Below are 19,974 nucleotides of genomic sequence, written 5' to 3'. Positions count from 1 at the left end.
TCGGTTCGTAGACGCTTACGATCGATCCCCTTTTTTACACGTTCAAATTAGTTTTTCGGTGGCCGTGCCAAGGTTTATGTATTGAGGATATTCCGCTTGCTCACCCTCCGACTGGCTTCGCCAGCTACGGGATTGCGCCAAGCGGTTGAATTAAACATCAAAAAAAGATACTGTATATTTAAACAGTGTTAATTCTAGGGGTTTTATTAAATGCGCGTAGAAATGAAAATATTAAAGGTAGGAGTTCCAAAGAATGGACTTACGTTAATTAACGACGAACTCTTCAAAAGATTGTCCGCTATATATCCAGACGTAAAGGTTCGAGTCCGTTATGGAACAAATAACCAGTTGGAGATTTTTGCGAAAAAGGAAGAGAAGAAAATAGCCAATCGTATTGTCGAAGAGGCATTTAATGAAGCGGATGAGTGGCTATTACAGGATTAACAAAGCATTACAGAGTCGTGGTATACTACTTACGGGTGCTCTTGGCTGTTTGTCATGAGCAATCATTAAAACATTTTTGTTTGTGGCAGATAGACAAAAGCCCCGAAAGTTAATTAAAACTTACGAGGCCTATATGTACTTGAACACTACAAATATTAGCCTCTTTATCACTAGGAGGCAACAAAAAATGCCAAAGAGTAAAATAGCCCTGATGGGCTTGGTGGTGGTTTGTATCACCGTTCTGTGTGGACTCTTGATTGTTCGAGACTCGCTCTGCGAAGTTCGGTATAAAGATGGAAACACAGACTTTCTAGCACGCTTTGTTGTCTACGAAATGGTAAGGTAGCTGGACAGGAAGGGGCGTAAGCCTCTTCCTGATTCAGTGTTGTGATTCATGCCAAGGCGCACCCAAATCTTTTCTTTCTCCGAGATGTCTTATTATTCTCCCGCATCCTACTTTTCACAGCGTGTTATGTATCATATGTTAAATACGACCAATTGGCTCTTGCTGTGTTTGGTTAAGCTGATTAATGGTTGTAACAGAAGTAACAAAGAGTGGAGGGGGGAAGTGAACATCAGCCTTCCCATCAAACTGACAAGACTGATATCTTAACTTTGCGGACTAATGAGAAAGCTGGGCTATTTCGTCTTTAGTCAAGCCTGTAACGTCGGCAATGGATTGTGGATCCATGCCATTTAGCATCATTTTAATAGCCATCTCTTTTAGGGCTTCTTGACGTCCTTTGGCTTCACCTAATTGAATGCCTTCTTGACGTCCTTCTTGACGCCCTTCTTGACGTCCACGCTGCTCACCTTGTTGGCGTAACTGTTCTGCTACCGTCATAAATGTCTCCTCGTGTTTCGGTACTGATGAGGTCAGTGAGGCGATTAACCCCTCTAGATTGTTCGTTTCTCCTACTTGAAGTAGGTAGCTCATCAATGACTGTACTTGCTTATCTGTAGTGTAATCGCTTAAGAGTAATGTAACCAGTGGCTCTAAAAAATCCATGATATCGCGATGTCTCGCGTGTTTCTGTACCAGCTCAAGCAAAGCGATACGGCGATGCTGCATTATTTCATCGTCCGAAATGACGGTAACATCAATCAATGGAAAGTCTTGAGTGTAAACTCCCTTAGCTTGGTCTGGGTTAGCAAAGCCTTTAAACCAATTCATATCATAGGGATAAGGCGAGACTTTGCCATGGTAAAACTGTATTGGAATGACCAGTGGCAAGTGCTCATGGCCTGCTTCAAGATGTTGCTGCATGGTAGCAATAGCGTAGCGCATTAGCCTAAATGCCATGTGTTTTTCAGGGCGACTTTGATGTTCGATTAACGCGTAGATGTACCCTTCTCCCTGAGAAGTATTGAGAGAGTAGAGTACATCTGAGTAATAAGGGCGTAGGCTTTCTTCTATGAAGCTGCCTGACTCAAGTTTTAATGTGGTCAAATCACAGATATCACGCAGCTCTGTAGGCAGGTGAATATCCAGCAAATCCTTAGCGGTTTCTGGGTGAGTCAGGAACTGCTTAAAGAGCGCATCATGTGGGGTTGGCGTTGTTTTTTTCATTCCATTATCTTACCGCATAGAGATTGTTTGTTGGCGTTAATTATTGACTAGTGAGAGCTGCATGAAAGTCGGGGTCACGCTCTAGATCCATAGCCAATGTCATCACACTGAATGGATACAGCGGTGAGTTTTCGCACCAGTGGACAAATAAAGCAAACAATTCCCTAACGTGGTCTGAAATCCCATCAGCTGGTGTGTCTCCTTGTTGTTCAACAAAGCGCTTCAAAGCTGGAATAGCTTTATAGTCTTGATCAGCCAATGGAAGCGTCTTGAAAAATGAAATTAGGTCATCATCAATTTCCATCGGCTCTTCGTGAAAGTGTGCGTGTCCAGACTGGGAGTGGAAGGTATTTTTGTTTTTTTGAACTTTTGTCGCTTTTGCTTTTAACTTAGCTCTTTTTTTTCGTTTTTCTGGATTACCCATATGATGCCTTATCTTTGATTCAATGATAGGAAAACATTATAACCCCATTTTTGAGTCGTCTAGCCAGCCCATCACATATTTTAAACAGTGCTTATTTTTAATGATTAACAAATGAGCGCATGGCGTAGCGCATCAATCTAATTTTCTGTTGGCGCTAATTTTCGGTGTATATTGTGTATCATATGTTAAATAGCCCTATTAGCTCTTGCTTTTGCAGTGTTGGGGAACCGCTTTGTCAGTAAGTGGCAAAAGTAAGAGCTTTCCTCTCGTTATACCCAATAATTCCGCCTGTAAGTTAATTACACAATCAAGCCAAATGTTAATGATTTGTGAGTCGGTTTTATTTCACCTCGATCTTACGTCTTAACCCTCAAAATGATCAATTTCCTGTCTTGGTTGCCTAGCAAGTAAACATTTGTAATACTATGATTACTGCATATCGCATGTAGTGGGCTATTTCGATAGCGACAACCAGCTTTCTGGTTCACTAACCAATTTACCTCATAGGGAAACGTCCCTATGGGCGTTTCTCCTGAAATAAGGAGATTTATATGGATAAGAAGATGGACTCTATAAACATTCCTACTGAAAAAATTGTCGAAGTATTTCTTCATGCTAAGCAGTTTGAGCAGCACTATGCGACGCAGGAATCGGTTGATAACCTAAAAGAGTCAGTCAGAGAATTAAAGTCAGATACTAATAAGCGATTTGATGCAGTAGAAAAGCGAATTGATGACTTAAAGTCAGATACTAACAAGCGCTTTGATGCAGTAGAGAAGCGAATTGATGATTTTAAGTCAGATACTAACAAGCGATTTGATAGCATTGAGCATAAGTTTGACCGTTTTCAATGGTTCTTAGTTGCTTCGGTATTGGCGATTTTATTTCAAGATAAATTAGCTTCACTATTCATGTAATTTAACCAACCCAATAGCGGATCCCCGCTGCTAACGCCATTTCGATGGCATTAGCCAGCGAATTAGGCTTACCTAATAGAGGTCTGTAATGAAAGTAAAAAATATTTCTTCAATTGGCACTTTAAACTCTCACGATGGGAGTATTAATCTTAGTGTTTGTTTTCACCGTGGTGGCGGTCATCCCAAATTTGTTAATGTATCGAAGGAAGCATCCGACAAGTGCAAGGGAGATCTAGAGTTGCTAAAACAGCTTTTTATCGACACTTACAAAAAAACAGGTTCTATTCAATTGTATTAATAGATTCACTTTCTAGCACGATAACCAGTCAATCTGGTTCACCAACCAAATAGCGGATCCACCGCTGCTAAAGCCATTTCGATGGCATTAGCCAGCGATTTAGGCTTGCCTAATAGAGGTCTTCTATGCACCAATCAATTAACAATGCCGATATAGAACACGTATTGAAAGAGATGTACTTTGCGACCATATCGCAAACTTACATCCATTTCACTCGTGCTATTGACTTACTTTTCTCTCGATACACAAGTAGTGCTATTTGCGTTGCTTCTAGCGATGAAGAGAAAGTAAAAGCGTTTAACACACCAATCAAAACAAAAAATGCGACACTGGCTTTTACGTTATACGTATGCGGCTTATATGCTCATCATGCGAAAAAGCGGGGTGATAAGTTCACGATGCGTTTGTGTGAAAATTGCGCGAAATGTATCGAAGACCATTTACCCTGTTGTGATGAACAAAAAGCCATCTCAAGTGTGTTAATGCAACTGAGAGAGCAACCGTCCATTTTTTAACCTAGCGGGCTACTCCGCGCTAATGTCATTCGTTTGGCATTAGCCTGCGAATTATTCTATTCATAATTCAGGAGCAGTGATGCCAATACCAACCAATACGTATGTAGAGCAAGTGGACATCAGTACGATTAAAGCTGGAGACACAATCTTTCATAATGAGAGACTCATGACCGTTTGTCGTTGCGACATTAGAGTGAGCCCTTTCATGGGGCGTTCGATTTTTGGTGATAGCTATCAATTAGGTCATAAGCCAGTTCTTAAGGTTCATTTCCTTGCATCTAAACTACGGTAAACCAAACAACTTGTTCAGCCAAAAGCATTTAGTGCTTTTTAATGATACGTCCAACCATACGGGAAATTACTCCCGTGTGGGGGTAGTTTTTCTCAGATTAGAGAGAAAAATCATGACAACATTTACTAAACAAGCAACAAACAAGGCGCCATACGATTTTCATCAAGAGGTGAAAAATCAAGCTATCGTAGGCTTGAAAAAAGCCAGCACAAAAGAGATCTCGAAAAAAGATCAGCAGCTTGCGAAACGCTACCTTAAAAATCTTAAGGTTAATTTCAACACTGTGCTACATGACAGAGGTAACCCTTATAGCTGCCATAGAGACGCTGGAGTTTGTGACATTATCTTCGAGACGTCCTTGAAAATGGGAGAGATGGGGGGGCGTTGGGACGCTAAGTACCATCGCTTTGTCACTGACACCTATGACTCGCTATTGAGTCGTGCTATCAATCAATTACTCAAATTACACAATGTAAAGCCCAGTTCAACGGCGCTGAACTTTCCTGTTGAGGCCATTATCACGAAATCTGATGATGGCAGCATTTGGGGATGGGGAGAGCTAGAGGAGTTGTTTCACGATCCTGAATACAATAATTTTCAGGGGGATGCTTTAAAAGTTCGTATCCAGCTTATGAATATTTTTGTCATGAAGTTTCGTGAATGGTTTGAGATCGTTTGGTAGTTAATGAAGGCTAGTCTAAGAAGCTACTTGATTCGACCTAGTTTCAATGTGTGCACTAATTAAATAACTTGTTCAGAGAAAAGCGTTTGTCGCTTTTTACTGATACGTCCAACCATACGGGAAATTACTCCCGTATGGGGGTAGTTTTTCTCATAGAGTGAGAAAAATCATGACGAAATCTACGAAGAAAACAGTAAGTAAAACACCACGCGATTTTCATCAAGAGGTGACTAATCAAATTATCGAAGCGCTAGAGGCTGGAGTGAAACCTTGGGCTTGTCCTTGGGATGTAACTCAGTCTGACGGTCTGCCTTATAACTTTTCAACAGGTAATGCGTATTCAGGAATGAATGTGATGTTGCTTTGGATGAGTGCTCAAATGAATCAATTTGGCTCGAATCAATGGCTAACCTTCAAGCAAGCAATAGAGCTTGGAGGTAATGTTATTAAAGGTGAAAAGGGGACGCATATTACTTTTTACAAGTCTTTGGAAAAAGAGAAGACAGTGAATGGTAAAGAGACAATCGAAACGATTCCTATGTTGAAAACGTTTGTTGTTTTCAATTTAGATCAGGTTGAGGGTATCACCAAACCAGAGCCTAAAACGGCTCTGAGAGGTGAGCTTGATTTGAGAGAGGATGTGGAGGATTTCTTTAAAGCGACGGGAGCAACCATCAACTATGTTGGTCAAAAAGCTTTCTTTCGACCATCGACGGATGAGATTGTTATCCCAGAGCGCGAACGCTTTGAATCAACCGCAAATCTTTACGCTACCGTGATGCACGAACTGACGCATTGGACGGGACACAAATCTCGACTTAATCGCACAAAGGGAAGTAAGTTCGGTGATAAAGATTATGCGTTTGAGGAGCTCGTAGCAGAACTAGGGTCGGCGTTTTTAATGGCTGATTTTGGGGTTGTTGGCGATGTTCAACACGAATCTTACATTGCGAATTGGCTTGAGGTTTTAAAAAGTGATAAACGTTTCATTTTTAAGGCAGCAAGTCAGGCATCAAAAGCGTTTACTTATTTAAAAGAAAACGCTGTAGATGAAAGCGAAAATCAATTAAAAGCCGCATAAATACAAATAACACGAAATCCATTTGTTTACTAAATCGCCCGATAGCTTATGTTATCGGGTTTTTTATCCCTCCTCAATTCGGGAACAGTGTTTAACATTGATGTGATTGCCGTGTAATTGTATTTATCATTGTTAAGTGGTGTTTGTCATTGTTTGTCATTGCTATTTGTTGCCTTCTTTGCTTTTATTATTGTTAAGTATTGTTTAACAGTGTTGTTTTGTGCTACGATTAACATTGTTAAACAATACTTAATATTAATGCTAGGGGCTTGTTGTGCAAAAAATTATGATTGATGATGGTTCAAACTATGTGAAGTTGTGCTTTAAAAGTGGTGATGTGCTCGAAACTCAGATAATACCAAGTCGTGTTATTCGTAAAGCCTTACCTTCTATGAGTATGGCGGGGTTTTCTGATGCCAGTTATGAAATTGATGGTGAAAAATACTCTTTTTCCTCAACAGCGACTGGAGTGATTCCGACTAATAATCAAGATTATCAAGTCGCTTTACATAATCGTGTTCTTATAAACCATGCTTTAAAAAAGGCGGGGGTGATTGGGGATGTTGAAGTTGTGACCACCCTTCCTGTTGGCCAGTTTTTTAATGTAGATGGCTCTAGAAACGATGAGTTGATCGCAAGAAAAATTTCGAACGTTAAGGCCAAAGTTAAGCACTTAGACGGCTCTGAAGGGGTCGATATTAAATCTTGCTATGTCTTGCCTGAAGGTGTTCCAGCTTTTGTTTTTGCTAAGCAAGAGCTTGGGTTAACTGGCGGGCGGTTTTTGATGGTAGATATTGGAGGAACCACAACAGATATATTAATTATTAATGGTGATGATCAGATTGAGAATTTTAAGAGCGTTAATGTTGGCGCATTAAAAATGTTAAGTGAGTTTTCAACATTAGTTTGCTCTAAATTACAACTGTCTGAGTTGACTGATGAGCTTACCATTGAAGGGTTGCTGAGTGGGGTTGTGGTTGGGGTTGATGTTTCCGATTTCGCAAAGCAAGTCATCAAGTCTTTTGAATCGATGGTCAACGAATCAATTTCAGATTTCGGAGAGTTGAAGCTATTTGATGCGGTAATATTTTCAGGTGGCGGAGCTAACCTGTTAAATTCAAGTTATATACAGGCATTAAAAACAAAAGATCCGCAATTGGACAATGTGAAAGGTGCTCAAATACTTCTTGGTGGTGGTTTATGAAAACCAAAGTCGTTCAAATAAAGCTTCGAGATAATGTTCCGATAGAGAATGAGTTAATGAAGCATCTTGAATTGTTGGGGTCGAGAAGTGGGGAGCCTAAAAGACTTATTTTAAAGGGTTTTTTGGCTGATGTCCCTGAAGGTTCGTTTACTGACAATCATGAGAAGGGTGAGGGATCTGAGACTATTTCTAGCTTTGCAAGTCTAGCTGTGAAAGGGTGATCGTAGCTAAGGGGTTAGCATCATGGATCGTTGGGTAGATGAAAATAAGACTATAGGAATCGATTTTACTAGCTGTATGTAGCTTTATAGTTGGCTATCTTATTTTTTGAATATTTTTTAAAGCTGGCTTAAAGCTGGCTTTTTTGATTGCAACTAAGCGTTACAATTCTCTTTGAGTTCTTTTCCTGCCGTTGGCGGGGTGCTTTATTCTTTTACTGGTAGAGGTCTTGGACATTAAATACCTGAACAATATCGTTAAGCAGATCCACAGTTATTAGGGGGATTACTCTACCTGATAAATGCCCCATTGTTGTTTTCACCAAGATTTTTTTGTGAAATATTAAATCTCGACATTCTGCATAAAAATTCACTTCTAAATACGCCCAACAGAACTATAGTTTTTGAACGATATTTGATATCGTTACAAAAACAACTATCGAGAAATGTGTATGATTTCGGATATAAATGGTGGGAACTGCATACTCAGCTCTATGGCTAAAGAGCGAGTAACAAGCGGGATTCTAGATAGAGCGCAAATTGTAGGCTTTAAAGGCGAGTACACGGTCATTTTTGACGGCAAAGAGTGGAAAGGTGAGCCATTGGTTCTAAGCAGCTCAAGACAACCCTATGAGTCTCGTGTATTTAAAAGCTTAGATGGTGCGATTGCAGAACTGCAACGCATTGGTCTTACAGAAGCATCTATCAGAATTATTAATAAATTGGATAACAATTAATCTAGCTTATTGAGTTTGGAACAAAAATGAACATTACAAAAGAAACAGTATTCGAAAATGTGGAAACAACAAACAGTAAGCAGATCGCTATTCTGAAAAAACACTTTCCGAATTGCTTTGATGGCGATGGTAACTTCATTCAAGAAAAAATGCTTGAAGTTGTGAAGTCGTCTGAGATTGAGCTTTCAAAAGAGTCATATTCCCTTAATTGGTTAGGTAAATCTTATGCTCGACTACTAACCAACCTACCACCTAAAACGCTTCTTCATGAAGATAAAGAACATAACCAACTTGAAGCGAATAAAGACAGTCAAAACTTGCTGCTCAAAGGCGATAACCTTGAAGTGTTGAAGCACATGGTTAATGCCTACTCTGAAAAAGTAAAGATGGTCTACATTGACCCGCCTTACAACACTGGTTCTGATGGTTTTGTTTATAATGATGATCGCAAGTTTACACCTCAACAACTGAGTGAGTTGGCTGGTATCGATTTTGATGAAGCACAGCGTATTCTTGATTTTTCTGAAAAAGGTTCAAGCAGTCATAGTGCTTGGCTTACGTTCATTTATCCTCGCCTTTACGTTGCACGTCACTTACTGAAAGATGATGGTGTTATTTGTATTTCTATTGACGAAAATGAACACTCTCACCTCAAACTATTATGCGATGAGATCTTTGGCGAATACAACTTTGCTGGTGAAATCGTCTGGAAAAACAGTAGTAAAAATGATCAAGCTTACATTTCTGTTCAGCACGAGTACCTGTTGTTTTACGTTAAAAGTAAACAATTCAATACAGGTGCATGGAATGAGAAGAAAGAAGGGTTAGATGAAATATTCAAAGCCTTTGACGGCTTTAAAAAGAAACACGGAAATGATTGGGATGCTATCCATAAAGAGGCATTGAGATGGTATAAAGAATTTCCTGAAGCTAACCCTATTACTAATAGTAAACATTATAGCTGGATGGATGAAAGAGGTGTCTACTTCCCTGATAATATTTCAAAGCCTGCGAATGGATACTACTATGACATTTTGCATCCAATTACTAATCAGCCTTGTAAAAAGCCTACAGGCGGTTGGCGTTTCATTGAAGAAACAATGAAACAGAAAATCAAGGAAAATCGAATCCATTTTGGTAAAGATCACTCCGTTGTTCCAAATAATAAAACATATCTAAAAGATACGAAGTATCAAAGTTTAACCAGTATTAAATTTAAAGATGGTCGTGTAGCTTCGAATCAACTAAAAGGGTTGTTTGGAAAAAAAGACATATTTACTAACCCCAAAGATATAGCTCTATTGGGTGACATTCTAAGAGCCATAGATGTAAAGAATGAAGATTTAGTGCTCGATTTTTTTGCTGGTTCTGGTTCAACTGGTCACTCTATTTTCAACATGAACTTAAATGACAATAAAAATCGTCATTTTATATGTATCCAATTACCCGAGCCTACGAAACCAAAAACCGAAGCCTACAAAGCTGGTTATGAATCAATCTTTGAGATCACAAAAGAGCGCCTACAAAAGGCTTCTGAAAAGATTAAACAAGATCATCCAGACTATGACGGTGATCTTGGCTTCAAAATTTTTGAAACAGTTGAAGATTTTAGAGTAAAAGGTGAGGGTGAATTAACTCTTGAAAATCACTCATTCTTTGATGATGCAGTTCTTTCTGATGAGCAATACCAAACCCTACTAACTACATGGTGTGCGTATGACGGTAGCTTATTAACTACACCTATCCAAGATGTAGATTTAAACGGATATACAGCACATTTATGTGATAAGCGTCTGTATCTGATCGCACCTAACTTTAATAGTGAAACAATCAAAGCTTTGCTACTCGAACTCGACAACAACAAAGATTTTGAACCAAATAAAGTCGTGTTCTATGGAAACAATTTCGATAGTGCTAAACAGATGGAACTCAACGAAGCTTTGAAAGGTTACGCTAATAAAAAATCTCTGGAATTAGATTTGGTGGTGAGAAACTGATATGTCAAAAGGTTTTACATTCGAAAAAAACTTGCCTCACCAACAAACAGGTGTTGACGCTGTAATGACTGTATTTTTAGGTGCTGAACCTAAGCAGTCTTCTGATGCTACCATACGTATCTTAGCTAACCCTGAATTAGATCTTGTTAATGCTCAATACTACTCAAACATTAAAATGGTTCAGGAGTATAACCGCATAGAGCATACACCTGAGCATTACAATGCCAAGAGCAATATCATTGATATTTCGATGGAAACTGGTACAGGTAAAACATACACGTATACCAAAACAATGTTCGACCTGAACAAATCATTTGGCGTTAATAAGTTTATCGTGGTCGTCCCTACCCTTTCGATCAAAGCTGGTACTGTAAATTTCTTGAAAAGTGACGCTTTGAAAGAACATTTCCGAGATGACTATGAAAGAGAGATCAAGACGTATGTCGTAGAAAGTCAAAAAAGTTCTGGTAAAAACACCAAAACTTACATGCCCCAAGCTATCCATGACTTTGTTGAAGCAAGCAACTTCAACAAAAACTACATTCACGTTCTGATTATTAACTCAGGCATGATTAACTCTAAATCATTAACTGAGACTTACGATGTTGGTTTGTTAGACAATCAGTTTGATACACCATTTGCTGCGATTAGTGCTGTAAAACCATTTATCATTATCGATGAACCTCACAAGTTCCCTACGGCTCGTAAAACTTGGGAAAACATTGAAAAATTTAATGCTCAATACATCATTCGTTATGGTGCTACATTCAATAACGAATACAAAAACTTAGTTTACCGCTTAACTGCCGTTGATGCATTTAATGACGATTTGGTAAAGGGCATTGATGCGTACATTGAAGATGTAGTTGGCGATGACAACGCTAATCTTAAATTCATCAAATCTGATGGAAAAGAAGCTACATTTGAGCTTAATGAGAATGGTGCTAAAAGCGTGTTTAAGCTTGCAAAGGGTGAGTCTCTTTCAAAAACACATTCAGCAATCCATGATCTTGTAATTGATGCGTTAAACAAAACTACAGTTGCTTTGAGTAATGGTATTGAGTTAAAGGTTGGTGGCTCTATTAACCCTTACTCATACGCACAGACGCTTGAAGACAATATGATGCGCAAAGCAATCAAAGAACACTTCAAGTTAGAAAAGCACTACTTGACTCTTTCTCCACGAATCAAACCTTTAACGTTGTTCTTTATCGATGACATTGAGGGATATCGTGATGGAAATGATATTTCTGGTAGCTTAAAAACAAAGTTTGAAGAATGGGTTGTTTCAGAAGCAAAGGAACTGCTTAAAACAGAGAAAGATACGTTTTATAAAGCTTATTTAGAACAAACTATCGCAGATGTATCTGTGGTTCATGGTGGTTACTTCTCAAAAGACAACAGTGACAAAGACGACAAAATCGAGCAAGAAATTAACGAAATATTGCACGACAAAGAAAAATTGCTTTCACTTGATAACCCAAGACGATTCATTTTCTCAAAATGGACTTTGCGTGAGGGTTGGGATAACCCTAATGTATTCCAGATTTGTAAACTTCGTTCAAGCGGAAGCGTTACATCAAAACTACAAGAAGTTGGTCGTGGTTTACGTTTACCTGTAAACGAATTTATGTGTCGTGATAAGCGAGGTCCTTTCACGCTTAACTACTATGTTGATTTTACAGAGAAAGACTTTGTTAACGATCTTATTCAAGAAGTAAACACATCTTCTTTCAAAGAAACAGTACCAAGTAAACTTACTCAGGATATCAAAAACAAGATTTTTTCTCACTACCCTAACTTAACCACTTTTGGTTTGATGAAAGCTCTTATCGAAAAAGATATTATCGATGAAAACGACAACTTCATTGGTTCTGATGCATATTCAAAATTGAAAATGGAATACCCGCAAGCATTCCCTTCTGGAGTTAAGAAAGGCAAAATTAAGAATGCTAATGGTGGTCAAAAGCACACAAAGATGCGTGTAGGTAAGTTTGACGAACTAAAAGAGCTATGGGAATTAATCAATCAGAAAGCTGTATTAGAATACCAAATTGCTGATGAAAATGAGTTTAAATCGCTGTTTACGAGCTATTTACTCGCTTCGGCGAGTAAATTCAAGAAAACAGGTGTCCAAACCCGAATTGAAAAAATCTACATTCACAATGATATTGCTATGTCGAAAAGCATCGTTGGAAATGCTGACGATTTTTCAAAGTTCAGCACTATGACCTATTCAGAGTTTCTTTCTAAGCTATCGCAAGAAATGTTCATCAAGCTATCGACGCTTCACCAAGTCTTCTGTGAAGCTCGTGAGACAATAGACATTACTGAGTATATGAATATTCAGACTATTCGTAAGATAAAGTCTGGATTCAGTAAGTTCTTGCTCCATAACTCGTTTAGTAAGTTTGGTTTAGGCTACAACATCATATCTAACAGCGTACATCTGACTAAATTTACAAACGAAGCTGGTCAGCCATTAACAGACGTTGCAGCTAGCGATCTCGGTGTTAAGTCTGATGAATCTCTCAATCCACTGGATAGCTACTTATTTGAAGATGTGTTCTATGACTCTGATTTAGAGAAAATGAACATCACTCAGGGCGAGATCAATGGTGATTTATTATCCGTTACGGTTTTCACCAAGATACCGAAGAATTCAATCAAGATTCCAGTATCTGGTGGTTATACATACTCACCCGACTTTGCTTATGTTGTGAAAACCAGCAAAGGTGAATACTTAAACTTTATCATTGAAACAAAGAATGTTGAGGGTAAGGACAGTTTAAGAAAAGAAGAAGAGCGTAAGATTGAGCACGCCAAAGAGCTGTTCAACCAAATAAGTAAAGACGTGAAAGTTGATTTTAAAACACAATATGCTGATGATGTGATTTATGATCTAATTAAGAAATCTATTGCTGCTTAGTGTTTGTAATTTAAGGGAGGGGAATCCTCCCTATTCACAGTGACTGAATATCCATTCAAAAGTTTTATATGCTCACCTCATTGTTAGAGTAATTAATCTAGCTGATTTCTGTCCAAAAATCAGTCAGCCTAGGCTTTGCTCGGTAACTTAATGTTTTCCGGCGTTATGCCCCACAGTCATGTTGACTATGGCTGTGGAGCAAAACAAAAGCTTAAGGATTCACCTGAGCTTTCAGCTCTTTCCCTGCTTTAAACGTTGGGCTCTTCGATGCAGCAATCTGAATCACTTCACCGGTTTTAGGATTACGGCCTTCACGCGCTGCGCGGTGCGTGATCTTGAAGGTGCCAAACCCAACCAAAGTCACGTCGTCCCCATCAGCAAGCGTGCTTGTGATGCCTTCTACGATCGCATTGAGCGCAGCGGTTGCTTGCTCTTTGTTAACGTCTGCTTGCTCTGCGATGTGATTTACAAGGTCTTTTTTGTTCATGTCTTGCCCTTTTTTCCGTTGGTAATGTAATTCTTCGTCCCACTCACCTATCGCATAACGAAAGGTGAGTGGGGTATCAACAATGTCCCCAATCACTATTTTGTAAGTAAACGGGGTTGCGTGTGTTGTCGCGCTGGTTTTGGCGGCGGCCAATGAACGCATGTACACGGTTTCGGCCTTGATTAACTCATTGTCTTTGTCGAAATAACGTAAGTTGTAGACTGCCATATCAAGGCCTCTTTAAAATGATGAAACTACCCCTACAGTGAGCCTTTGTCTCGGTCTGGCTTCCCATCTTTATCAAAGAATCTCACTTTACACGTCGGGAATCCACTGCACCCCCACCAAAATGACCCTTCTCGTTTGCCGGCTCGACGAATGAGTCCTTTGTTGCATTCTGGGCAACACTCGCTGTCACTGGCTTTCGGTTGATCGACTTTAGGTTTCGGGGTTAAGTTTGGTTTCCCATTATCATCAGGGAATGTGGTTTTGCAATCAGGATAACGATTACAGGCATGAAATACGCCATTTTTCCCCTTTCTTTTCAGTAAAAGCCCACTTTTGCAGCTTGGGCAGGTGACGCCGTCTTTGATTGTGATCGGAACCCCTTCTGCTTTTACCTGCTTCACGCGGTCTTGAATGTACGCATCCACGGTTTTAACGAACTCAGCGACGCTGTGCTGGCCTTTCCCGATTTTGTCCAAATCCCCTTCCCAAATCGCGGAAATGTCCGGCATGATGATTTCTGGGGGCAGTAAAGCACAAAACTCTTGTCCAGCTTCGGTGGTTTTGTACACGGGGTTCTTGTAACTCTTTTCTTTACCTACACGGATAAGGTGTTTGAGGCTGCCCAGCTTTTCGATGTGACCACTTCGAGTGGCTTCGGTGCCAATGGAGCCATTTTCACCTTTGGTGTTTTTGTCTTTGGCCTCAAGCTGCTTTCGCAACACCGGATCTTGCACAAATTTAGCCGCTTCGGTCATGGCTTTAAGCAAGCCGGCATCATCAAAATATTTGGGCGGTTGAGTCTCTTTAGTCAACAGCTCGGTATGCTCACACGCCCCTTGTTGCCCTTGAGTTAGTGCGCTCAAATCCCCGACGCTCTCGTTCTTAGCGTCTGTACTCTCTTCGCCCTTAAACAAGCGTTCCCACCCTTGAGAGAGGACAGAGGTCTGTGTTGCGCGGTAAAGGCGACCTAAGCAACAACTGACGTGTACGGTGGTTTTCTCTCGTACCGATTCAGGGAAAAACAGACCAATGAAGTGCTTTGACACCAGTTCGTAAATGTTCTTCTCTTTATCGGTCAGAGTGACGCCTTCCCCACTTTTTTCTGTCGGTATAATGGCGTGATGCGCTTCAATTTTTGAGGCATTAAAAGCCTTGTGCGTCGAGGTGGGTTGAGTTTGCTCAATATCGCTCGCAAGGCTCGGCATGGTTTTCTTGATGGCGTTGAGAATATCTGACGCATTTTCAAGGTGTGAATCCGACAAGTATTGATTGTCACTTCGTGGGTACGTTAATAGCTTGTGGGTTTCATACAGCTTTTGAACGATATCGAGCGTTTCTTTCGGTTTGTAGCCCCATTTTTTTGAGGCTGTGATTTGGAGCTTGGACAAGTTAAACGGCATGGGCGGCTGGCGTTTTTCTTCTTTGGTTTCGACGTTTTGAATCGTGCCCTTCTCGCCTAATTCGGCTTCTTTGATGACTTCGAGTTGTTGTTTATCGGTGAGCCGTCCTTTCTCATCCGACTCAAGGTTGTCATCAGGTTGAAGCTTACCTTTGATTTTGTGGCCTTCAACACCAAACGTCCCCCACAGCTCATAATACTGGCTTAGGGTATGGTTTTGGTTGGCGAGAGTTCGTTGGTTCACCATGCCAATGAGAGAGCTGATCACGCGGCCTATGTTTAACACGCTTTCAAAGCCTTTCTCTCTTGCCTTTAAGGTATAAGAGCGAGTGAGGTTATAACCAAAGGATTGGTCAGCAATTGAACGTGCCAATGCCTTGTTGGTTTGAGGGCGAAAATTGGCGTTAGGCTGCATGTTGGCTAACGCTTTTTTTACAGGCTTATCATTCAAGTCTGCGATTAATAGGCGCTCTACGGGCTTTGTATTCCCCACATGGTCGAGAATTTCATCAATCAACAAGCACCCTTCTGGGTCGGGGTCGCCCGCATGAACGATTCTGTCGGCTTTCTTGATGAAACCAATCACCGTATCGAGTTGTTTTTTTGAGTCTGGACGAGGTTTGTATTGAGGAGGAAATCGGGTTTGAATCGGTAGGCTATCCAGCGTCCAGCGCTTGAGAGTGACGTCATAGTCTTCTGGGTCTTTAAGAGACAGCAAGTGCCCGAAACACCAAGTGACAATGTCACTCCCTTTTTCGTAGTAGCCGGCTTTTTTATCAGTGGTTGGGTTGCCGCCTAAGCCTTTAAAGATAGCGGTAGCGAGTGAGGGTTTTTCTGCGATGAAGACGCGCATGATTTGTGTCCTAATGATTGAGAGTCTTGGATGTTCAGCCGAACTTTGCCACGGCCACTAAAGCCACCTATATTTAAAGAAAGTGGCGATATGAAGAGGTGGTTATGGATTCATTGAAAGCACGGTTGGATGAGATTAATCGCTTGCGAAAACAAGCGATGAGCAGCGCTCATTTTCTTGAGATGGCGCATGAGCATGAGGTGGCTATTACGCACGAACTCTCCTCGCCTATTGAAGCAACGCGAAGAAAGAAAGGGGGCAAGAAAAAGCAAGAGCGCTTATCCGATATTTACGTTGAGATAGAAGAGCATCCTCCTATCTATTCTTGATGGAGGATCAGTTCTGAGTCAGTTTGCTGACTTCGTCTAAAGTGAAAATCGACACCATTTTGCGATACTTTTCAAATGGGTGACGCGACTCATCAAATTGAATGTATTGGATGTGGTCGAACCGTCGTTTGAGCATTTTTTTGTATTCTGCATCCCGCACCACATAAATTACGTGCTTCCAAAAGCCTTTCTCTTTGGCTTGAATGTGGCTTTTCATGATCGCTCGATAACGAAGTGGTGTTTTGAGCGTGAGTTCAGTTTCAATCGCTGTGATAGTCCCTTTGGGAGTGCGAACAATTGCATCAGGACGATGTGGCACTGGAAATTTCTGTTTAAACACTTTGCGGTCGGCGTTAATCCATTCTGTCCATTTGAGATGCTTGAGCGCAATATAAACCCGCTGATTCATCAGAGTGTGATTGAGGGTCACTAAGCTTATGCGGCTAGGGTGAAAGCAATGTAATGGAGCGTGATCATTATCCCCTACAGCATGAATGCCCTCATCTGTGATCCCCCAAAGCGACACGTCACCGGTATCAAGAGTAAGAGTGTGCTTTTCAAGCAATTTATTACCGACCATTCTTTTAAGTAGCTTTGATATTGTTCCTTTTGTTAGGCGCAATAACATTCTTATGTTTTCAAAGTCTGTATATATTTCTTGATGAAGAAAGCGCAGAACAATCATTTCTTTTTCTCTCGCTCTTACCCTAGCTTCATTTACGTGAGGAAGGTGGTTCATGAATTTGTCTCTAGTTTTTTTCGTTCCACATGAAAGATGCGGCTTTTGGTCGCCACCTTATGAAGTAAATCCGACATCGTTTTGAGTAGCGCATTTCTGCTTTCTAAAAACTCGGCATCTGACAGCTCTTCATTGTGTTGTGCTCGATGCAAATCCAAAAGATAGTTATTGGCTGTGTCAAAAGTTTTCAATAACAACCCTGTACTGCGGCAGAGATGACGATCATTAATTGTCATGGCAAGGCGATGCTTCTCTGCTTTAAAAGGCACGAGCGTGATATCACCCCATGAGGCTTTTTGTTGTTTGTGGGTTGATGTGATGTGGGAGCGAACTTGACGAATGTCGTCTAAAAATATCCCAAGAGCCTCTCGGCAATACAGTGGATTGGCGACTTTGGGGTTGGTAGAAAATGCTTCAATAGAGAACAGCGATTTAATGGCAAATTGTCCATCATAAGCCAACGATTTGTGTGTTGATGATTGTTCAATTGATTTGTCCCATAAACGAATAAGGGATTTGAATTGTAATTCGTGCATGTGTATTTCCTTTAAAATTTTAGTGTGCTGAGTCTGTCTTCTTGGTCAGCGTCAGAGGCACTGTTTGATAGCGTTTTTGTGTTTTTTGGGGTGTTGTCATTGGTGTTCACTGTGGCTTCTTGTGGTGTTGCTTTGGGCTCTTCTTCATTCCCCGAAACCTCAAAACCTACCTCTTCTTCATCGTTACTGGTGCTGTCTTGTGGTGCCACGATCTCCTGATTTTCAATTTTTGCTTCTGGCTCGTGAGGCTCCTCTTGATTTTCTGAAAGGGAGGTGTCGGTGGTTTTTTGAGGTTGAGTTTCTGGTGTTTTTTGTTTTTTCTTTTCTTCGGCCTTCTGTCGTTGGCGAGCTACTTCAAAGTTTTCCAATGTCTTTTTATCCACCTTGATGGGTGATATTAATGAAGGCTTCGGGGTGTCTGTTGTGGTGAATATGTAACTCACAAAAGGCGGAAGATTGAGCAGCATGTTGGTATCAACAAAGTGTCGTTCAGCGAGTTTGACAGTGCGTCTTGTCTCCACCACTTCGGCAAGGGCGGCGTCCGTTTCGATGCTTCGTGTTTCGTCGTCCACCAAAATGGTGCCGGACATTTTTGCCACCCATTCCGCCGTTTCGGGGTCTTGTATTTTGTACACCAGTTTCAACTTTGTATTCTCAACCACGGCGCCCACCACAGCGTCACCGTTAAGGTCTGCGGGGCAATCTCGCAAGTCGGCAACCGACTGGTGAGCGAGTAACATGTGAATGCCTTTGTCTCGCGCGGCGCCCAACCCTTCCATCGCCGCTTTGGAAATGTGGTACTTCAATTCATCCAAGAAAATCGCAATGGGTTTCGGTGCGCCTTGTACGCGATCACGCATTTCAGCGAGTTGAAACAAGCGGATCAAAATCATTTTTTGCGCCATGATGATCTTCGCATTACGCAGAGAGCCGATCACATAGCAACACCCACCTTCATCAAAAATGGATTGCATGTTGAGACCTTCAGGTGCGTTGATGGAGGCCACTTCTGAGAGCTCTTCCATTTTCCCAAAGAACGCTTTTACCGTGTCTTTCAACCCCTGTACGTGTTCGGATTCGAAGAGTCCTTTGAAGGTTTTTCTTTCCTCTTCTGTGGCTTTTTGAGGGGATTTTCTTGCGGCCTTTCGGTCGTCGATTCGGTAGAAGTCAGCGACGTCTCCTTTTTCTGCAAAACCAAATCCAGCGACCAACAACTCTTCAATTTGTTCGGGTGTTGCATTGGCGAGCAAGTCCAGTTGCGCTTGCGGCTCATTGAGGTTAATCAGGTGGAAAGGTTTGCCCGCATCTTCACACGCTTTGCGTAACAAATGAGGCGCCCATTCGTCGTTTTTTGGATCGAGAACAAAGACCCCTTCTCCTGCTTGTATCAGTTGATACAAGATCAAACTGGAAGCCACACCTTTACCCGCCCCTGTCGTTCCAAGAATGTCCATGTGTTGTTTTTGGATGTCTTCTAAAGGCAGGTATTGTGCTTTTTTGTTGACATCCAAACCGACAAAAACGCCTTCATCTAAGTTGATGTAGTCTTCAGGATTGTACTTTACTGTGCTCGGTAATAAGTCTTTGACTCGGCGCACGTCGGTACGCTCTTCACGCACTGCTTTTGATTTTTTAGTGAAGTGTAATTTGAGCTGATTGAGTATTGGTGTGAGCTTTCTTCGAAGTGCAATATGAGCAACAAGACCAGCAAAGAAAGTGGCGTACACAACCCAATGCCAAGATTTAAATGACAAAGATTGCGGTGTCATTCTTGCCATGCTTTGTACTGTATTTAACAGCCAAGGCACAGTGATTTCGGAAAGGGTTCCAAAAATAAAAAGGATGAAACTGAACACCAATAACCCCCGTCGAAGTCGGGAGTCATCTTCTTCTTTTTCGGGCTTATCAAAATGTAGCGTTGGGAGAATGAGCCCTGAAAAGAAGCTCATTACTCCCGCCCAGGAGTAAGTGAAAAGATACAGCGTAGAGAGCACCTCTAGCGCTAAAACGTAAAAATGATAGGCAAGTCTATCTAACATATTATTTCTCTGTTTGTTGGTGAAACCGATATGCAGAACCGATATGTAAAACCGAT

At 41.0% G+C, this 19,974-nt stretch carries 20 protein-coding genes; 13 read left to right on the top strand and 7 right to left on the bottom strand.

The window, feature by feature from the left end; translation table 11 throughout:
• Window positions 1-210: 210 nt before the first annotated feature.
• Together AB4484_RS11980 and AB4484_RS11975 are read left to right on the top strand one after the other, a co-directional pair.
• A complete protein-coding gene (locus tag AB4484_RS11980; RefSeq protein ID WP_268665453.1) occupies window positions 211-444 on the top strand; it encodes a DinI-like family protein in 234 nt (77 codons plus the stop codon).
• A gap of 187 nt (window positions 445-631) precedes the next feature.
• The gene (locus tag AB4484_RS11975) at window positions 632-790 is read left to right on the top strand and encodes a Hok/Gef family protein (protein WP_372078337.1); all 159 of its coding nucleotides are present in this window, start codon (window positions 632-634) and stop codon (window positions 788-790) included.
• Window positions 791-1,066: 276 nt separating this feature from the next.
• Here the strand turns inward: AB4484_RS11975 and AB4484_RS11970 are convergent, their stop codons facing one another.
• Entirely contained in the window at window positions 1,067-2,014 is a 948-nt protein-coding gene (locus AB4484_RS11970) for an Rpn family recombination-promoting nuclease/putative transposase (RefSeq protein WP_372078335.1), read from the bottom strand.
• Window positions 2,015-2,054: 40 nt separating this feature from the next.
• A complete protein-coding gene (locus tag AB4484_RS11965; RefSeq protein WP_372078333.1) occupies window positions 2,055-2,438 on the bottom strand; it encodes a hypothetical protein in 384 nt (127 codons plus the stop codon).
• A gap of 551 nt (window positions 2,439-2,989) precedes the next feature.
• Between AB4484_RS11965 and AB4484_RS11960 the strand changes: the two genes are divergently transcribed.
• From AB4484_RS11960 to AB4484_RS11915, 10 genes are all read left to right on the top strand, one after another.
• Window positions 2,990-3,355, top strand: a complete 366-nt coding sequence (locus AB4484_RS11960) for a hypothetical protein (RefSeq protein ID WP_372078331.1) — start codon at window positions 2,990-2,992, stop codon at window positions 3,353-3,355.
• A gap of 88 nt (window positions 3,356-3,443) precedes the next feature.
• Window positions 3,444-3,653: a hypothetical protein gene (locus AB4484_RS11955; protein ID WP_372078329.1), complete on the top strand. Its 210-nt coding sequence runs from the start codon at window positions 3,444-3,446 to the stop codon at window positions 3,651-3,653.
• A 125-nt stretch (window positions 3,654-3,778) separates the two neighbouring features.
• The gene (locus AB4484_RS11950; protein ID WP_372078327.1) at window positions 3,779-4,168 is read left to right on the top strand and encodes a hypothetical protein; all 390 of its coding nucleotides are present in this window, start codon (window positions 3,779-3,781) and stop codon (window positions 4,166-4,168) included.
• A gap of 404 nt (window positions 4,169-4,572) precedes the next feature.
• Window positions 4,573-5,142, top strand: a complete 570-nt coding sequence (locus AB4484_RS11945) for a hypothetical protein (RefSeq protein ID WP_372078325.1) — start codon at window positions 4,573-4,575, stop codon at window positions 5,140-5,142.
• A 169-nt stretch (window positions 5,143-5,311) separates the two neighbouring features.
• Window positions 5,312-6,223, top strand: a complete 912-nt coding sequence (locus tag AB4484_RS11940; RefSeq protein ID WP_372078323.1) for an ArdC family protein — start codon at window positions 5,312-5,314, stop codon at window positions 6,221-6,223.
• Between the two features lie 274 nt (window positions 6,224-6,497).
• Window positions 6,498-7,427, top strand: a complete 930-nt coding sequence (gene parM, locus AB4484_RS11935; RefSeq protein ID WP_372078321.1) for a plasmid segregation protein ParM domain-containing protein — start codon at window positions 6,498-6,500, stop codon at window positions 7,425-7,427.
• Window positions 7,424-7,648: a hypothetical protein gene (locus AB4484_RS11930; protein ID WP_372078318.1), complete on the top strand. Its 225-nt coding sequence runs from the start codon at window positions 7,424-7,426 to the stop codon at window positions 7,646-7,648. The genes parM and AB4484_RS11930 overlap by 4 nt, the downstream gene beginning before the upstream one ends.
• Window positions 7,649-8,097: 449 nt before the next feature.
• A complete protein-coding gene (locus AB4484_RS11925) occupies window positions 8,098-8,382 on the top strand; it encodes a hypothetical protein (RefSeq protein ID WP_372078316.1) in 285 nt (94 codons plus the stop codon).
• A gap of 26 nt (window positions 8,383-8,408) precedes the next feature.
• Window positions 8,409-10,379, top strand: coding sequence for a site-specific DNA-methyltransferase (locus AB4484_RS11920; protein WP_372078313.1), 1,971 nt, complete (start codon window positions 8,409-8,411; stop codon window positions 10,377-10,379).
• Window position 10,380: 1 nt separating this feature from the next.
• A complete protein-coding gene (locus AB4484_RS11915; protein ID WP_372078310.1) occupies window positions 10,381-13,308 on the top strand; it encodes a type III restriction-modification system endonuclease in 2,928 nt (975 codons plus the stop codon).
• Window positions 13,309-13,519: 211 nt separating this feature from the next.
• Here the strand turns inward: AB4484_RS11915 and AB4484_RS11910 are convergent, their stop codons facing one another.
• On the bottom strand, window positions 13,520-13,957 hold the full coding sequence (locus AB4484_RS11910) for an HU family DNA-binding protein (RefSeq protein ID WP_372078340.1): 438 nt from the start codon (window positions 13,955-13,957) through the stop codon (window positions 13,520-13,522).
• 98 nt (window positions 13,958-14,055) lie between these two features.
• The gene (topB, locus tag AB4484_RS11905; protein ID WP_372078307.1) at window positions 14,056-16,275 is read right to left on the bottom strand and encodes a DNA topoisomerase III; all 2,220 of its coding nucleotides are present in this window, start codon (window positions 16,273-16,275) and stop codon (window positions 14,056-14,058) included.
• Between the two features lie 104 nt (window positions 16,276-16,379).
• On the opposite strand from topB, the gene AB4484_RS11900 reads away from it, so the two are divergent.
• Entirely contained in the window at window positions 16,380-16,604 is a 225-nt protein-coding gene (locus AB4484_RS11900) for a hypothetical protein (RefSeq protein ID WP_372078305.1), read from the top strand.
• A 7-nt stretch (window positions 16,605-16,611) separates the two neighbouring features.
• Here the strand turns inward: AB4484_RS11900 and mobC are convergent, their stop codons facing one another.
• The 3 genes from mobC to AB4484_RS11885 are packed head-to-tail and all read right to left on the bottom strand — an operon-like array spanning window position 16,612 to window position 19,918.
• The gene (gene mobC / locus AB4484_RS11895; protein WP_372078303.1) at window positions 16,612-17,343 is read right to left on the bottom strand and encodes a MobC family replication-relaxation protein; all 732 of its coding nucleotides are present in this window, start codon (window positions 17,341-17,343) and stop codon (window positions 16,612-16,614) included.
• Window positions 17,340-17,879, bottom strand: coding sequence for a hypothetical protein (locus tag AB4484_RS11890; RefSeq protein ID WP_372078301.1), 540 nt, complete (start codon window positions 17,877-17,879; stop codon window positions 17,340-17,342). Before AB4484_RS11890 ends, mobC begins: the two co-directional genes overlap by 4 nt.
• An 11-nt stretch (window positions 17,880-17,890) precedes the next feature.
• Complete coding sequence (locus tag AB4484_RS11885; RefSeq protein ID WP_372078339.1) at window positions 17,891-19,918, bottom strand: type IV secretory system conjugative DNA transfer family protein; 2,028 nt, start codon at window positions 19,916-19,918, stop codon at window positions 17,891-17,893.
• Window positions 19,919-19,974 lie beyond the last annotated feature (56 nt).

The sequence above is a fragment of the Vibrio sp. 10N.261.46.A3 genome (assembly GCF_041472995.1).
GTDB lineage: Bacteria > Pseudomonadota > Gammaproteobacteria > Enterobacterales > Vibrionaceae > Vibrio > Vibrio coralliirubri.
This window is presented reverse-complemented; position numbering and strand designations above follow the sequence as displayed.

Bases quoted from the DNA above. Each gene is read 5' to 3' on its own strand.
- AB4484_RS11980 (WP_268665453.1), top strand. From the start codon at position 211: ATGCGCGTAGAAATGAAAATATTAAAGGTAGGAGTTCCAAAGAATGGA.
- AB4484_RS11975 (WP_372078337.1), top strand. From the start codon at position 632: ATGCCAAAGAGTAAAATAGCCCTGATGGGCTTGGTGGTGGTTTGTATC.
- AB4484_RS11970 (WP_372078335.1), bottom strand. From the start codon at position 2,014: ATGAAAAAAACAACGCCAACCCCACATGATGCGCTCTTTAAGCAGTTC.
- AB4484_RS11965 (WP_372078333.1), bottom strand. From the start codon at position 2,438: ATGGGTAATCCAGAAAAACGAAAAAAAAGAGCTAAGTTAAAAGCAAAA.
- AB4484_RS11960 (WP_372078331.1), top strand. From the start codon at position 2,990: ATGGATAAGAAGATGGACTCTATAAACATTCCTACTGAAAAAATTGTC.
- AB4484_RS11955 (WP_372078329.1), top strand. From the start codon at position 3,444: ATGAAAGTAAAAAATATTTCTTCAATTGGCACTTTAAACTCTCACGAT.
- AB4484_RS11950 (WP_372078327.1), top strand. From the start codon at position 3,779: ATGCACCAATCAATTAACAATGCCGATATAGAACACGTATTGAAAGAG.
- AB4484_RS11945 (WP_372078325.1), top strand. From the start codon at position 4,573: ATGACAACATTTACTAAACAAGCAACAAACAAGGCGCCATACGATTTT.
- AB4484_RS11940 (WP_372078323.1), top strand. From the start codon at position 5,312: ATGACGAAATCTACGAAGAAAACAGTAAGTAAAACACCACGCGATTTT.
- AB4484_RS11930 (WP_372078318.1), top strand. From the start codon at position 7,424: ATGAAAACCAAAGTCGTTCAAATAAAGCTTCGAGATAATGTTCCGATA.
- AB4484_RS11925 (WP_372078316.1), top strand. From the start codon at position 8,098: ATGATTTCGGATATAAATGGTGGGAACTGCATACTCAGCTCTATGGCT.
- AB4484_RS11920 (WP_372078313.1), top strand. From the start codon at position 8,409: ATGAACATTACAAAAGAAACAGTATTCGAAAATGTGGAAACAACAAAC.
- AB4484_RS11915 (WP_372078310.1), top strand. From the start codon at position 10,381: ATGTCAAAAGGTTTTACATTCGAAAAAAACTTGCCTCACCAACAAACA.
- AB4484_RS11910 (WP_372078340.1), bottom strand. From the start codon at position 13,957: ATGCGTTCATTGGCCGCCGCCAAAACCAGCGCGACAACACACGCAACC.
- topB (WP_372078307.1), bottom strand. From the start codon at position 16,275: ATGCGCGTCTTCATCGCAGAAAAACCCTCACTCGCTACCGCTATCTTT.
- AB4484_RS11900 (WP_372078305.1), top strand. From the start codon at position 16,380: ATGGATTCATTGAAAGCACGGTTGGATGAGATTAATCGCTTGCGAAAA.
- mobC (WP_372078303.1), bottom strand. From the start codon at position 17,343: ATGAACCACCTTCCTCACGTAAATGAAGCTAGGGTAAGAGCGAGAGAA.
- AB4484_RS11890 (WP_372078301.1), bottom strand. From the start codon at position 17,879: ATGCACGAATTACAATTCAAATCCCTTATTCGTTTATGGGACAAATCA.
- AB4484_RS11885 (WP_372078339.1), bottom strand. From the start codon at position 19,918: ATGTTAGATAGACTTGCCTATCATTTTTACGTTTTAGCGCTAGAGGTG.